At 41.5% G+C, this 14,637-nt stretch carries 12 protein-coding genes and 1 other RNA gene; 2 read left to right on the top strand and 11 right to left on the bottom strand.

Annotated elements, in window-relative coordinates:
• The 8 genes from ssrA to secG form a co-directional block, all read right to left on the bottom strand.
• Positions 1 to 358: a transfer-messenger RNA gene (gene ssrA / locus HPC67_RS13150) on the bottom strand; the annotation flags it as partial.
• 112 nt (positions 359 to 470) lie between these two features.
• On the bottom strand, positions 471 to 740 hold the full coding sequence (locus HPC67_RS13145) for a hypothetical protein (RefSeq protein WP_217588637.1): 270 nt from the start codon (positions 738 to 740) through the stop codon (positions 471 to 473).
• Positions 741 to 800: 60 nt separating this feature from the next.
• Positions 801 to 1,091 (bottom strand): hypothetical protein, encoded by a 291-nt coding sequence (locus HPC67_RS13140; RefSeq protein ID WP_217588636.1) that lies wholly within the window; start codon positions 1,089 to 1,091, stop codon positions 801 to 803.
• Positions 1,092 to 1,801: 710 nt separating this feature from the next.
• The gene (locus tag HPC67_RS13135; RefSeq protein WP_217588635.1) at positions 1,802 to 3,481 is read right to left on the bottom strand and encodes a M20/M25/M40 family metallo-hydrolase; all 1,680 of its coding nucleotides are present in this window, start codon (positions 3,479 to 3,481) and stop codon (positions 1,802 to 1,804) included.
• Between the two features lie 159 nt (positions 3,482 to 3,640).
• A complete protein-coding gene (gene smpB / locus HPC67_RS13130; RefSeq protein ID WP_217588634.1) occupies positions 3,641 to 4,105 on the bottom strand; it encodes an SsrA-binding protein SmpB in 465 nt (154 codons plus the stop codon).
• Between the two features lie 573 nt (positions 4,106 to 4,678).
• Complete coding sequence (rnr, locus tag HPC67_RS13125; RefSeq protein WP_217588632.1) at positions 4,679 to 6,943, bottom strand: ribonuclease R; 2,265 nt, start codon at positions 6,941 to 6,943, stop codon at positions 4,679 to 4,681.
• A 52-nt stretch (positions 6,944 to 6,995) separates the two neighbouring features.
• Positions 6,996 to 7,742, bottom strand: coding sequence for an alpha/beta hydrolase (locus tag HPC67_RS13120; protein WP_217588631.1), 747 nt, complete (start codon positions 7,740 to 7,742; stop codon positions 6,996 to 6,998).
• 160 nt (positions 7,743 to 7,902) lie between these two features.
• Positions 7,903 to 8,133, bottom strand: a complete 231-nt coding sequence (gene secG, locus HPC67_RS13115) for a preprotein translocase subunit SecG (RefSeq protein ID WP_217588630.1) — start codon at positions 8,131 to 8,133, stop codon at positions 7,903 to 7,905.
• 199 nt (positions 8,134 to 8,332) lie between these two features.
• Here secG and HPC67_RS13110 point away from each other — a divergent pair, with 199 nt between their 5' ends.
• Together HPC67_RS13110 and ptsP are read left to right on the top strand one after the other, a co-directional pair.
• Entirely contained in the window at positions 8,333 to 9,277 is a 945-nt protein-coding gene (locus HPC67_RS13110; protein WP_217588627.1) for an alpha/beta hydrolase, read from the top strand.
• Positions 9,278 to 9,471: 194 nt separating this feature from the next.
• On the top strand, positions 9,472 to 11,190 hold the full coding sequence (ptsP, locus tag HPC67_RS13105) for a phosphoenolpyruvate--protein phosphotransferase (RefSeq protein ID WP_217588626.1): 1,719 nt from the start codon (positions 9,472 to 9,474) through the stop codon (positions 11,188 to 11,190).
• Between the two features lie 125 nt (positions 11,191 to 11,315).
• On the opposite strand, the gene HPC67_RS13100 is transcribed toward ptsP, so the two are convergent.
• The 3 genes from HPC67_RS13100 to HPC67_RS13090 are packed head-to-tail and all read right to left on the bottom strand — an operon-like array spanning position 11,316 to position 14,617.
• Entirely contained in the window at positions 11,316 to 12,992 is a 1,677-nt protein-coding gene (locus HPC67_RS13100; RefSeq protein WP_217588625.1) for a formate--tetrahydrofolate ligase, read from the bottom strand.
• Positions 12,993 to 13,020: 28 nt separating this feature from the next.
• Positions 13,021 to 13,650: a cyclodeaminase/cyclohydrolase family protein gene (locus HPC67_RS13095; protein ID WP_217588624.1), complete on the bottom strand. Its 630-nt coding sequence runs from the start codon at positions 13,648 to 13,650 to the stop codon at positions 13,021 to 13,023.
• A 28-nt stretch (positions 13,651 to 13,678) separates the two neighbouring features.
• A complete protein-coding gene (locus HPC67_RS13090; RefSeq protein WP_217588621.1) occupies positions 13,679 to 14,617 on the bottom strand; it encodes a sulfite exporter TauE/SafE family protein in 939 nt (312 codons plus the stop codon).
• Positions 14,618 to 14,637: the final 20 nt, after the last annotated feature.

The following is a 14,637-nucleotide window of genomic DNA, read 5'->3' as shown; positions in this document are numbered from 1 at the left end:
GTGGAGACGGCGGGAGTCGAACCCGCGTCCAAAGATATCGGCACTCAGGCTTCTACACGTGTAGTCGATATATTCGCATTCGCTGTCACTTCGGCCTATCGACAGGCTTCCATGCAGCTAGTTCGATTAGTTTCAACCAACATCCTCGAACAGCGAATGATGGTATAGCCCGCTTCATTTGGGACCCTTCAGCTGCTACACGGGCGATAGCAGAAAGGATCCTTTAACAGTGCTTACGCAGCTGCTAAAGAGTAATTTTCTTGTTTGCCAGTTATTATAGGCAAGTAACGTTTTACGAGTCGTAACCTCGACGCGCCACCTGAGCTCGACCTATCCCTGTCGAATCCGTAACGTCCCCATAAAATGAGTAACGTCTGAGGATCAAGTCGAACTTCATCATCTGACATGATTAATTATAGCATATATAGCTGAAAAATCAACCCTCTCAACCGCAGTTCTGTCTAGCATTATTAGTGATCTATACCATACTTTTTAATAACAGACTTTTGTAGTTTCAACTGTTTGGCGTCAGAAAACACATCCTCAAGCGGGTCTTTTCCATCAATGTTGTATTTTCCATGGTTCATGGAGATGATATTCCAAGCATACTCCTGATTTTCACTTTTTCCATATTCTGATTTGGCAAGGAAAAGGACATAAGTAGCTTCTGGAACTAACGGGGAATAGCCTGGTAAGGTGAGTATATCTTTGTTTCCATCCTCCAACAATAATGGTTGCACGACTTGAATTTCCTTCCCTTCATAGTCCCCTTTTTCAACTCGGGTAATCTCAAATGGCGTTTATACCAAAAATTCACCTAATGGATCATACTCTGTAACCTTTGCTTGACTTTGAGCGAGCTCTGAATAGTTCTGAATTGTTTTTCCAACTACTATTAATTCAGCATCTTGTTCAATATCTTGCAGTTTTTCATATTGCGTATAGAGAATTTCTCCTATTTGAGTGATTGACACACCATCATGTTTTACAGTCGTTGGAGTATCAGGATCTTGAGCAGATTCGTGGAAAAGTATAAATACAGTAATGGGAATTGCCATAATAAACATGCCAATGTATAATTTTTTTCTCATTTGCTACCGACCCCATTTCAGTTGAATGTGGCTTTTATCCGAACTGGTTGGTGTGGTATGACTTAACACACCTATAATATGTCGCATTCTTGCTTTTGAATTGAGAGTGTACGTGTGTACTTCTAGATATGCGGCTGATTCACGATTTATGCGTGGGAATTGTGGCATATGCGGCGCTTTTACGATATATACGTCAAGACTGGCGTATATGCGGGCGCTTTATGAGATATGCGTAAGGATCATGGGATATGCGGCTGCGAGAGGAAATATGTGTTTCGCGTGCGTGTGATTCCCTCACTTAGACGTGCTAGAAGGAAGTGTCTATGATTGACGACTTCCTTTTTGATTTTTATTCTGAGAAATGCATGGGTGCTGTTGGATATGCGGCTGGTTCGCATTTTATGCGGCTCGAGTCTTGGATATGCGGCTCTATTTTAACTTATACGTCTTGATCGGGCTATATACGTGCTGAATATGATATATGCGCGCGGTTCATGGAATATGCGGCTGCGAGAGGAAATATACGTTTTATCCGCATGTTCAAAAATGATTTCCCATTCATGACACATACCAAAATGAAATAAGACGAATGTTTTTATAAAATCGTCCCTTTCCGTTTCGTTATAACTGTCTTATTTGAGTTGAAATGAAACGACCGAACTAACAGCCCAATTGTGGACTGTTAGTACGATCTTTTTAATTTAATTGAATTACGAGCACTCATCCAACACGCTTTTGATAATCTGATTCGTTAAATTAGGCACGATTTCAAGTGAATACGTCATTTCCATGCGTTCCATTTTTTTGTGACCGTCCATACCGTATGGACCGATATTGATCACAGGAATATTCAGCTCGCGTATTTTTTCGTAATCCACTTCATGCTTCGTTCCCCAAGCCGGATTATTCGTCGACACGGCTTTTATTTCCGCTTTCGTATCACTAAGTGCCATGAAACTCATATCTGAAATGTGCGGGAAAAAGTTCCGAACTGTGATCGGGTGCTCATAATGTGGTTGTACGGCTTCCACACTTGCATCAAGTGCCTTGAGCAGCCGCTGTTCATCCTCACTTTCTCCTTTTAGCTCCACTCTCGGTGAGTACACCGATGAATAAAATAGGAAAATAGCAGGGCTTTTATCTTCCATCCAGGTCCACGCTTCTTCTACAACCCGAGCGGCAAACATTCTGATGTCGAGCGTTTCATCATACATGAGGTCTTGCTTAAATTGATTCATGTGATCAATAAACGCTTGACCATGGGCTTCAATTAGCATTTGTTCCATGTCTTCATATAAGAATACACGTGGTTTCCACGGTATGCCTTGATAAGGATGGCCACTCGCGTCACAATAACTCCGATAACGCTGTTCAAACGTATGAAGCGCATTTTGAAAAGCGGTTTCTGCTTCTCTCTTTAAAATCTCAAGTACTTTCTGCGGTGACCAAGAATGTGTGAAGAAATTATAATATACAAGTGCAGATAAAGCTGTTTGAACCGTATAGGATGGTTTAAGATCCATTTGTTTCAGTGATACAGGTGGTATCGTCATTTCTCCCTGCGCAGTATCACATAAAGCTGGATTATAGCTAATTTGCCGTGTTAATTCAGCGGCTATGTAATTCGGATCAATTCCTGCAAAACAAGAGCCGACATGTGTTTCTTCACCTGTGATCAGAAAGGATGGTAACAGCTTGCCAATCGTCCCCTTATACACATACCTGTTTTCATCACCGTCATATTGCGGGGCGACAAAATCACTGTTAATTGCAGCAGCATAATGGAATCCGTGCTCCTGCTGCCAGCTTTTCAACGTATCCAATGCTGATAAAATACCGTGAGAACTGTCCTCCTCATCACATTCTGATAAAAACACCAGATTTCCAGAGAGCTGCTCAGGATGTTTAGCATAATACATCAATAAATATAAATTGCTCGCTAATCCACTTTTCATATCGAGCACACCTCTCCCAAACAGCCAATCTCCGGAGTCGAGGTGGGTTTGAACTTGGTCAGATATGTCCTCTGTTTGTAAAAAATCCATCCATTGATCAGGGTCAAAGGCGTAATCACGCTGACGGTTAAAGTCATCTACGCCAACGGTATCCATATGACCCATTAAAATAACAGTGCGATTCGTTTTTGTCTTCGTACCTTTGACATAAGCAAGCACATTGAAGCGTTCTAAATCATCGTCTGTCGTCTGTTCGATTGTGACCTGCTCCGGACGATCCATAAAATAAGGTAAAGACGCAATTCTAGTGTACAACGCATGCGCAATGACCTTTTCCCCTTCTGTATTAACAATGCTTTCGATATTTACAAGCTGCTTTGTCAGAGCCAGAACATCGTCACGACAAGAAAACCAATCCCCTTTAATGCCATTCATCAGCAACGCCCCCTTTGGTCGTTTTAAAGTCATCCAAATTATAAAGATCATTTGATAGATCAAAACCACCAGTCGAGGTCATGCGAACCAGACTGGTGGCTTCTATGTTTAGAATGTCTCTTTCATGATGCTGCTCTTATAGCTTTAATTTCAAAAATATTACTGCATGCGTTCTTTTATCGCCCGGTCGACCTCACGTTTCATCTGCTTCCGCTTCAAATCCTCACGCTTGTCGTATTTCTTCTTACCTTTACCGAGTCCGAGCAATATCTTCGCAAAGCCGTTTTTAATATAAACCTTCAAAGGAACAAGCGTATACCCTTGCTGCTGAGTCAACCCAGTTAGCTTATCGATTTCTTTCCGATGCAATAATAGTTTACGTGTTCGGGTCGGGTCATGATTAAAACGATTGCCTTGTTCGTACGGGGCAATATGCATGTTAATCAATTTGATTTCGCCACGGTCAATCACCGCATGCGAATCCTTTAAATTGATCCGTCCGCCGCGAACAGATTTAATTTCTGTTCCTTGCAAAACGATGCCGGCTTCATACGTTTCCTCTATAAAATAGTCATGTGACGCTTTACGATTTTGTGCGAGCGTCTTTCCAAATCCTTTTGCCATCGTCGTTCCTCCTACTGTATGTATGAACATTTTAACAAATACAACGCTAAAATCCAATGGAAATACAGAATTTACTCTATATGACAAAAAAAAACGCCAGAGACAAGGAAAAAAGATTTCAACAAAAAAATTGAACAATACGACCGCTCCGGAAATATACTTCGCTTTCCGCGGGTGGCTGCTNTCGTCGTTCCTCCTACTGTATGTATGAACATTTTAACAAATACAACGCTAAAATCCAATGGAAATACAGAATTTACTCTATATGACAAAAAAAAACGCCAGAGACAAGGAAAAAAGATTTCAACAAAAAAATTGAACAATACGACCGCTCCGGAAATATACTTCGCTTTCCGCGGGTGGCTGCTGGTTAGCCTCGGGCCAACACGATGTTGGTCATGAAGGCGTGGCGATTGTCGTCGCGGTTTAGCCTTCCTTCCCTATCGCACTGTGGGGTCTAACCTATGCCTTCCTCCCGCATGAGTCTGCGTATATTTCCGGAGCTAGTAGTGAGCATTGTTAGTCTTTGTTGTTAAACTTTAAAATTATATTCCAAACTCGGCGTTCTCATATTTATTTACGATGTTTTTTTGCTTTACGATTACCGTTTTTACTGTTCTTGGCGGCTTTTAGTTTATCATTTTTACCACGTTTGTCGCGTTTGTCATGTTTGCCGTTACCGTTCTTGCTTTTTTTCTTTTGTTTTCGTTTTGATCCTGCTGCTTCTACAAGCTCGAAATCAACGACTCGTTCATCAAGGTTGACCCCAATCACTTTAACCTTCACTTCGTCACCAATCCGCAGTACGTTGCCAGTCACTTCACCAATTAACGCATAGCTTCTCTGATCGAAATGATAGTAGTCGTCCGTTAAATAGCTCACATGGACGAGACCTTCAACAGTATTTTCCAATTCAACAAATATGCCAAAGCTCGTTACGGAGCTAATGATGCCAGGGAAGACTTCGCCAATTTTCGTTTCCATGTATTCCGCTTTTTTAAGGTCATCTGTTTCGCGTTCTGCATCAACGGCTGTACGTTCTTTCTCTGATGTGTGTCGGGCAATATCAGGTAATTGTTCCTTCCATTTACCAATCGTTTGTCCTGTGATGTCTTTGTTAATGAGATAGGTGCGAATTAATCGGTGTACGATCAGGTCAGGGTAACGGCGGATCGGTGACGTGAAGTGTGTATAAAACTCTGTCGCCAATCCGAAGTGCCCAACGCTTTGTGGGTCATACTTTGCCTGTTTCATCGATCTCAGCATCAGCTTAGAAATAATCATTTCCTCAGGCTGACCTTCAGCTTCTTCTAAAACCTTCTGTAAGGCCTGTGGATGCACCTCATTTGCTGTACCTTTAACAGAATAACCAAGCCCAGCGAGAAACTCGAAGAAATGCTGCAATTTACTTTGATCAGGGTCTTCGTGTATACGATGAATAAATGGCACGTCCATCCAATGAAAATGCTCAGCAACAGTTTCGTTCGCTGCCAGCATGAATTCCTCAATCATCCGCTCGCCAACCTGTCGTTCGCGGAGCACAACATCCTCAGCACGCCCCTCGTCATCAACGAGCACCTGTGCTTCTTTGAAATCAAAGTCAATTGCCCCACGGCCCATGCGCTTCGATCTCAAAATGGCTGCAAGCTTTTCCATTTGCTCAAACATCGGAACTAATGGCTTGTACGCCTCTCTTACGGCGTCATCCTTGTCAACCAGAATTTTATTAACATCTGAATACGTCATGCGTTCTGTCGTTTTAATGACGCTTTGGAAAATATCATGGTTGACAATTTTCCCGGTTGGATCAATTTCCATGTCGCAGCCGAGTGTCAGCCTGTCCACTTTAGGATTTAATGAACAAATACCATTTGACAGCCGATGTGGAATCATCGGAATAACACGATCGACAAGATAAACACTTGTGCCACGTTCATACGCCTCTTTGTCAATTGGAGATCCTTCTGGCACATAATAGCTCACATCGGCAATGTAAACGCCAAGTTTATAGTTCCCGTTGTCTAGTTTTTTTACAGTAATCGCATCATCAAGATCCTTGGCATCGGCACCGTCTATCGTTACAATCGTTTCATGACGTAGATCTTTCCGTCCCATCAGTTCATCTTCTGAAATCTCTTCTGGCACTGCAGCAGCTGCTTCGAGTACTTCATCTGGGAAGTCAACGGTAATCCCGTGTTTATGAATAATCGATATGATATCAATACCAGGATCATTTTTGTGTCCGAGTATGTTAGATATTTCACCCTCAGCACTCATGCGTCCTTCAGGGTATTTCGTAATTTGGGCAATGACTTTATGGCCAGTCACTGCACCGTGTTTCATATGCTCTGGTATAAATATATCGTTCGGGATCCGCTTGTCATCCGCAATAACAAAGCCAAATGTACCAGTATCCTCAAACGTACCGACGACTTGGTGGGTCGCGCGTTCAAGAACGCGGATAACCGTTCCTTCTGGGCGCCCGCGCTCATCATCTGTTTTTTCAACTCTGACGAGCACTTTATCATTGTTCATAGCTGAAGCTAGATCAGAGTGATGGATATAAACATCCGAACGATCTTCATCATCGGGAATTAAAAATGCAAACCCTTTCGCATGCATTTGAATTCTACCACGAATCAAGTTCATTTTTTCAGGTAGACCAAAGCGGTTTTTTCGCGTTCGGACGAGTTCTCCGCTTTCCTCTAGTTCATTTAGAGCTTTAACCATATCTTTGAAATCAGTCGCTTCTTGTACATCAAGTTCAGCTTCTAATTCATGGACTGATAAGGGCTTTGTATCATGTTCATTAAAAAATTGTCTTATACGTTCTATCATCTTACGTTCACCTTCTTTCAACATCATTATAGACAGGGTCTGTACAAATTAATCACACGTCCCAGTCTAGCGTTTCTAAAAATTGATAAATATCATCATGAAGCTTGTCCTTTTCTTGATCGAGTGTAATGACATGACCAGATTCTTCATACCACTGTAGTTTTTTGTCCTCGGCCTCAACATGATTATAAATATAATGTGCACTATCAGGGTTAATCATATGATCATGTCGCGATTGTACGACCATTGTCGGCGTATAAATGGTATCGACCTCACGTCTTACCTCTTCAATAAACTGGCCAAGTTCTTGAAACAAATGCTCAGAACCATGCATTAATGACGTTAATTCCTCTGAGATGATTGCTTCCGTTTTTTGTTCCATTTGTTTATACTCTGTAGCAAACTGCTTGAAGCCTTTCGTGAGCTGCGTTTCATTATCAAAAAACATCGGTGTACACATTGGTATAACAGCTTTTACATTTCGCGAATATGCAAGCTTCAGTCCCAGCACACCACCAAGTGACAGACCTGCCACAGCAATGTCTGAATAGCCGAGATCTACCAAGTGCTCATAGGCAGCTACAACATCTTCCCACCACTGATCAGGATGCGTCTGAATTAATGCTTCTGGTGTCGTTCCATGTCCTCGATAAATCGGCGCATGACTTGAATACCCTTTTTTTTCTAAAAAGCGCCCTAGCATGCGAACATCAGCGGAATGACCCGTAAACCCATGAAGCAATAAAACCGCACGCGGACCTGCTTCAAATGTAAATGGTTTAGGTTGCACAATCTTCATGTATGTACCTCTCCTTCTCTACCTACTATACCCTTTTTATTCCATCATACTCTCAGTCTAGACAAAAACAATCCTTTTCCCAAGTCATCCCTTTATTTTTAAACGCGGAAAAAGCCCTTATCACTATAACTAAAGTGATAAGGGCTACCTATCGCTAATATTAAAAAACATAACCGCTTAAAAATGCAAGAACAAAAAACAGTACACCCGTAATAATCGTGCCACGGTGTAGGACAAGATCAAGTCCGCGTGCTTTCTGCTTGCCGAACAACTGCTCAGCACCACCTGAGATTGCCCCCGACAACCCTGCACTCTTTCCTGTCTGTAATAGAACAAAAACGATCAAAACGATTGAATTAATGATCAATAATATATTAACAAACGCTTCCATGTTCGCTCGACACCTCCCATAACGCACAATAGCTAATCTTACTTTAGCATAACTCTCTTTTTAATAGCAAGTTATATTTCACTTTTCATTCAAACGTTTTTGTTTTTACATGCTTCAAACACCCTTAGTCTTGGACAGAACCGTTAATACCTTCTATGATAGAAGTATGTACAATCAATGATAAACAAGGAATGATTTCATGAAACACGATTTCTGGTTAACGATGGATGATGGGACAGAGATATTTGTAAATAAATGGCTACCGAACTCCTCCAACAAACCGAGCGCTGTTGTTCAATTAGCTCATGGAATGGTTGAGCATATCGGTCGTTATGACGCCTTCGCTAATTTTCTAGCGACGCATAATATTGTCGTTTATGGTAATGATCACAGAGGTCATGGTCAAACCGGTGTGAGACAAGGAAAATTAGGCTATTTTGCCGATGAGGATGGCTTTTCCAAGACATCAAATGACCTATACACCATCACGCGATTAATTAAAGAGCAATATCCGGACATTCCTTTGTTTCTGTTCGGACATAGCATGGGGTCGTTTCTCGTCAGGCACTTTATTCAAAAGCACAGTTATTTAGTCGATGGCGTTGTTCTTTGTGGCACAGGCTATCATACAGAGTCTGCATCACATTTTGCCCAAAAGCTTGCATTATTGCTCCCACCAAAAAAGGAATCAACGTTTCTTAATCAATTGGTGTTTGGCTCTTATAATCGCAAGATTCCAGACCATCAAGATGATTTTGACTGGCTGTCAAGAGATCCAGAAGCAGTTCAAGCATATAACGATGATCCTCTAACCGGTTTTGTACCGACAGCGCAATTTTTTTATGATTTGATGACGGGTCTAGCCTTCATTCATAATGACACACGCAATGAAGCAATTAGACCCGATTTACCGATGCTCATCATGAGCGGCGATTCAGATCCTGTTGGTCATTATGGTAGAGGTGTATGGAAAACTGCCGAAATGTATGTTAACGCTGGGTTGACCGAAATTATAACGATGCTTTTCCAAGATGGTCGACATGAACTATTGCATGAATCCAATCATCAAGAGGTTTATCAAGCAGTATACAACTGGATTGTACAGCAATTGCACACACTAAACTCCAAGCAACTAGAAGACTAAGGAAAACAGCAGTATTTCGTAAAGGGTACATCTCCTGGCACGCTTGTCAGAATGAATGCCCGATGATTCGAACCGGTTTTTTAGGGGCCGCCTATTTTCCACAATCATCTTTAGAATTGACATAAGCCTTCCAATGGAATTCATTTTAGACCCGTAAATGCCGGTAAAACATGGCAAAGGACTGGTGGCGTTTTATGAACAATTTAACAGGTATTGCAGCAGCAAATGGCATCGCAATCGCAAAAGCATATCATTTAGTATTGCCAGATCTGTCTTATACGAACAAGCAAGCAGATGATCCCCAAATGGAAATAGATAGATTAGAACAGGCGCTTGCAATATCCAAACAAGAGCTTGAAACGATTAAAAACCACGCCAAAATTAAAATGGGTGATGCGCAAGCCGAAATTTTCTCCGCTCATTTACTGATTCTTGATGACCCAGAACTCATTGGTCCAATAAAAGCAAAAATTACAGATGAAAACGCAATAGCTGAAGCTGCCCTAGATCATACCGTACAAGACTTTGTCACCATATTTGAAGCAATGGATAATGCATATATGCGGGAACGTGCTGCCGATATCAAAGACGTATCCAACAGGGTAAAAGCGCATTTACTAGGCGTCGCCTTCCCTGATCCAGCTTTAATTGACGAGGAGGTTGTGGTCATCGCCCATGACTTAACCCCGTCCGATACAGCTCAGTTAAACAAACAATTTGTAAAGGGCTTTGCGACAGATATTGGTGGTCGTACATCTCATTCTGCTATTATGGCGCGATCACTTGATATTCCTGCTGTTGTTGGGACACAGCACATTTCTGAACAAACATCTCAAGGTGATCTCGTAATTGTTGACGGCATTGATGGTCACGTCATTATCAACCCTGATCAAGACACTGTTGAAGCATACAAAAATAAACAAACACAATTTGCGGCCCAAAAAGAAGAATGGGCAAAGCTTAAGGACGAACCAACCTATACAGCAGATGGAGAGGACGTTTTGCTCGCAGCCAATATTGGTACACCTGACGACGTTGAAGCAGCACTTGAGAATGGCGCCGAAGCAATTGGTCTATACCGTACAGAATTTTTATACATGGGTAGATCGGAAATGCCTTCTGAGGATGAACAATATGAAGCCTATAAAACCGTGTTAGAAAAAATGGATGGTAAGCCTGTTGTCGTTCGTACCCTTGATATCGGTGGAGACAAAAACCTTGATTATCTGGAATTACCAGAGGAAATGAATCCTTTTCTCGGTTTTAGAGCGATTCGCTTTTGCCTAGAAAATGAGCATATTTTCCGTCCACAATTGAGAGCATTACTGCGCGCGAGTGCGCATGGTCATTTGCAAATCATGTTTCCGATGATTGCGACTCTGGACGAATTTCGTCACGCTAAAAAATATCTAATCGAAGAAAAGGAATCACTTCAAAAAGATGGCGTAGAGGTTGCTGACAATATCGAGGTCGGTATTATGGTTGAAATTCCGTCCACAGCCGTAATGGCCAAACAGTTTGCCAAAGAAGTAGACTTTTTTAGCATTGGCACGAATGACTTAATTCAATATACTATGGCAGCTGACCGAATGAATGAGCGTGTATCCTATTTATATCAACCATATAATCCAGCAATTCTATCACTTGTGCATAATGTGATTGAGGCAGCCCATGCTGAAGGCAAATGGGTCGGCATGTGTGGTGAAATGGGTGGCGACCCACAGGCAATTCCAATGCTCCTCGGGCTTGGACTCGATGAGTTCAGTATGAGTGCAACATCAATATTGCCCGCCCGTTCCCAATTGCTCAGCTTATCTCAAAAAGAATTTGCTTCTTATACGGACACGTTACTCGGTATGGATACGGCAGAAGAAGTCGTAGCATTTGTTAATCACAAAACGGCTAAAGCCTAAACTAAAAAAACAGAGAAATAAACGTAACACCTCCGCCTGGGATTGCGGAGGTGTTTTTATAATCAAGAGGAGTAGCCAAATTATGGCTAATGGGAGATTGATTCGTTCACTTTGTTACAGTTTTTTTAGAACAAGCCTGTGATTTCACCTTCACTGTCAATATCGATTCTTTCAGCTGCAGGTGCTTTTGGTAAACCAGGCATTGTCATGATTGCACCCGTCAATGCGACGATAAAGCCTGCACCAGCGGATACTTTTAAGTTCCGAATTGTAATACGGAAGCCTTCTGGTCTACAGAGCAACTCTTTATTGTCTGAGAATGAATACTGTGTTTTAGCAACACAGATTGGTAGATTGTTAAAGCCCATATCTGATAACGTTTTAAGTTCTTTTTGGGCTTCGTCACTGAAGTCTACACCGTCTGCACCATAAATCTTTGTTGCTATTTTATTGATTTTCTCTTCAATTGAATCTTCGTCTTCATATACATAGTGGAAGTTATTGTCTTTTTCAACGTTCTCTTTTACTTTTGTTGCAAGTTCTAATCCACCTTGGCCGCCTTTTGCCCAAACATCAGCAAGTACAGCATCAACACCAACCTCAGCGCAAGCCTGTTTAACAGCTTCGATTTCTTCTTCGCTATCTGTTGGGAATTTGTTAATCGCAACAACTAATGGCAGACCGTAATTGTCTCTTACGTTTTCAATATGCTTCATCAAGTTCGGCATACCTTTTTTAACAGCTGCTACATTTTCAGAGCCCAACGCATCTTTATCAACGCCGCCGTGTAGCTTCAATGCGCGGATTGTTGCGACTAGCACAACAGCATCAGGCTGGATACCAGCGTTACGGCATTTGATATCAATAAATTTCTCTGCCCCTAAGTCGGCACCAAAGCCAGCTTCTGTAACAACATAATCGGCATATTTCAAAGCCAGTTTCGTTGCAATAACACTGTTACAGCCGTGCGCAATATTAGCAAATGGACCACCGTGAATAATGGCAGGTGTCTTCGCCAATGTTTGCACAAGGTTTGGACGAATCGCATCTTTCAATAAAGCTGTCATCGCACCTTCTGCTTTCAAGTCACCAGCAGTAATTGGTTCGCCAGCTCTTGAATAGCCAATTACGATACGCTTAATGCGTTCTTTTAAATCATCTAAGCCATTAGATAAGCATAGAATAGCCATAATCTCAGATGCTACCGTAATATCGTAGCCATCTTCTCTAGGTACACCATTCGTCTTACCATTCAAGCCGTTTACAATATATCTGAGCTGACGATCGTTCATATCGACAACACGTTTCCAAGTAATGCGACGATTATCAATATCCAATACATTACCATGATGGATATGGTTATCGATCATTGCAGCTAAAAGGTTGTTCGCTGCACCGATGGCGTGGAAGTCTCCTGTAAAGTGAAGGTTAATATCTTCCATAGGGACGACCTGTGAATGACCACCGCCAGCGGCTCCACCTTTAACACCGAATACTGGTCCTAATGAAGGCTCTCTTAAAGCAACTACGACATTTTCATTTTGAGCATGTAGCGCGTCTGCTAAACCGACAGATGTCGTCGTTTTACCTTCACCAGCAGCTGTTGGTGTAATCGCTGTGACTAAAATTAACTTTCCGTCCGGCTTATCCTTTAAACGATCTAATTCATGGATGTCAAGTTTAGCTTTATAGGATCCGTATAAATCGATTGAATCTTGATCTAATCCTATTTTTTCAGCGATATCTGTGATGGGTACCATTTTATTCTGTTTTGCAATTTCAATATCACTAGCCATGTTCATTCTCCTTTACGTCATTATTAAGTCAGGTCTACAATGATTTTTCTATTTCTTTATAAATATGATCGGCTACTTCAGAGCTTTCTTTTAATATAGCTTGACCTTTTTTAGCATATTCGTTTCTGAAGTCTTCGTCCTTTACACCACCAATGTTAATGAGAACGTTGAGCCAGCTACCATAAAGACCAGCCTTCATAGTGAGTGCAGCAACACCGAGGTCACTAGCGGCGTTTGTATTGGACTTACCAATCGCTGTTGCAGTTAAACGAATTGCATCTGCAATCAATTCCATTGTTTCAAAAGGTACTTTTGTTGCATATTTAAGTGCTTCTTGCATCGCTTCTTTTCTTTTTGCCTTGTCTTCGTCTGTTTCCTTAGGCATTGTGAAGACAGCAGATACTTTGTTGAAAGCTTCTGTATCGGCATCAATGGCAACAAGGAGCTTGTCATTCAAGGATGTCATTTCTTTTAGTAAGCTTTCCATTTCATCGTTGTATTCTGCATATTTTTCTTTTCCTACTGTTAATTCTGCAACCATTCTTGTAAGTGCAGCACCAACACCTGCAACTAAAGCTGAGGCAGAGCCACCACCTGGTGCAGGCTCATCTGAACCAAGCTTAGCAGTAAAATCTGTAATGGATAAATCAACTAATTTTGTCATGTTTCATTCTCCTCATCTTAAAGTAATCTTAATTTGGTTCTACAATTTCATCATGATCATCAGTTTGTGCATTTGCAGCTGCAGCAGCTTCTTTTCGTGACTTCCACCCAGATTGAAGCATTCTAATGGCCGTATAAATAACGACTAGGAAGATCACTTTTTGCAATAGATCAAGAGGCATATTCTTGACGATAAAGGCTGCGACTAATACCCCAAGTGGTCCAAAAATGAAGTATGCCATCGATGCTTTTCTGTGATGTTGTTCTTCTTTTACATATTTGGAACCAGAAATTGTTTGCATAAAGGCTGTTGCACCTGTCATCAATGGATATGCAGTAAGTGGTGACAAGCCTAATACGAAGGACATAGCCATGATTGGTGCGTATTGACCAATTCCAAGACAAGCGGCTACACCAACAACGAAGCACCAGACAAAACCAATACCAAGTTTAACGCCGCGTAATCCAATATCTAAGCCGTCCATCGTAAACAAGTTAATGAATCCGGCAAACATCAGGAATGCGACGATAAATAATGCGATACCCATGCCCCATTGAATTTTGACTTCTGACATTCTGGATACAATGGCCGCTCCAAAATAAGCACCGAGCATCGTTGCACCAATTAAGACGACGAGAGTCAAAATATCTACTTGAACAATACTGATGAAAATGAGTGCTTCAAAGAAAACGGATGCTGTTGTACCAACATTAAGTGTTGCTGGTATTTTTTTGTCAGGCATCATCTTCCCGATTTTAAAGGCTGACGTGGATAAAGCAAAGCTACCAATACCTAATGTATCGAAAAAGTTAAAAACCGTACCCATGATCCCAAAAGCAAAGAATTTCGGTTTTGAAATGTCTTCTAGCTTGTTTTCCTTTTTAGCTTTGAAATAGTCCTTAAGGAAAATAACCGCATAATTTAAGAATAATAGAAACAAGACAACCAGCAATACTTTTATAAACATATACGTTGCTCCTTCGCTGT

The organism is Lentibacillus saliphilus (assembly GCF_019093865.1).
Taxonomy (GTDB): Bacteria; Bacillota; Bacilli; order Bacillales; family Amphibacillaceae; genus Lentibacillus_B; species Lentibacillus_B saliphilus.
The sequence above is the reverse complement of the archived record's forward strand: the minus strand, read 5'-3'. Positions and strand labels throughout refer to the sequence as shown.

What these genes read in the sequence shown, in the direction of transcription:
- smpB (WP_217588634.1), bottom strand. Translation starts at nt 4,105, where the DNA reads ATGGCAAAAGGATTTGGAAAGACGCTCGCACAAAATCGTAAAGCGTCA.
- secG (WP_217588630.1), bottom strand. Translation starts at nt 8,133, where the DNA reads ATGGAAGCGTTTGTTAATATATTATTGATCATTAATTCAATCGTTTTG.
- HPC67_RS13095 (WP_217588624.1), bottom strand. Translation starts at nt 13,650, where the DNA reads ATGACAAAATTAGTTGATTTATCCATTACAGATTTTACTGCTAAGCTT.
- HPC67_RS13120 (WP_217588631.1), bottom strand. Translation starts at nt 7,742, where the DNA reads ATGAAGATTGTGCAACCTAAACCATTTACATTTGAAGCAGGTCCGCGT.
- HPC67_RS13110 (WP_217588627.1), top strand. Translation starts at nt 8,333, where the DNA reads ATGAAACACGATTTCTGGTTAACGATGGATGATGGGACAGAGATATTT.
- ptsP (WP_217588626.1), top strand. Translation starts at nt 9,472, where the DNA reads ATGAACAATTTAACAGGTATTGCAGCAGCAAATGGCATCGCAATCGCA.
- rnr (WP_217588632.1), bottom strand. Translation starts at nt 6,943, where the DNA reads ATGATAGAACGTATAAGACAATTTTTTAATGAACATGATACAAAGCCC.
- HPC67_RS13090 (WP_217588621.1), bottom strand. Translation starts at nt 14,617, where the DNA reads ATGTTTATAAAAGTATTGCTGGTTGTCTTGTTTCTATTATTCTTAAAT.
- HPC67_RS13100 (WP_217588625.1), bottom strand. Translation starts at nt 12,992, where the DNA reads ATGAACATGGCTAGTGATATTGAAATTGCAAAACAGAATAAAATGGTA.
- HPC67_RS13135 (WP_217588635.1), bottom strand. Translation starts at nt 3,481, where the DNA reads ATGAATGGCATTAAAGGGGATTGGTTTTCTTGTCGTGACGATGTTCTG.
- HPC67_RS13140 (WP_217588636.1), bottom strand. Translation starts at nt 1,091, where the DNA reads ATGAGAAAAAAATTATACATTGGCATGTTTATTATGGCAATTCCCATT.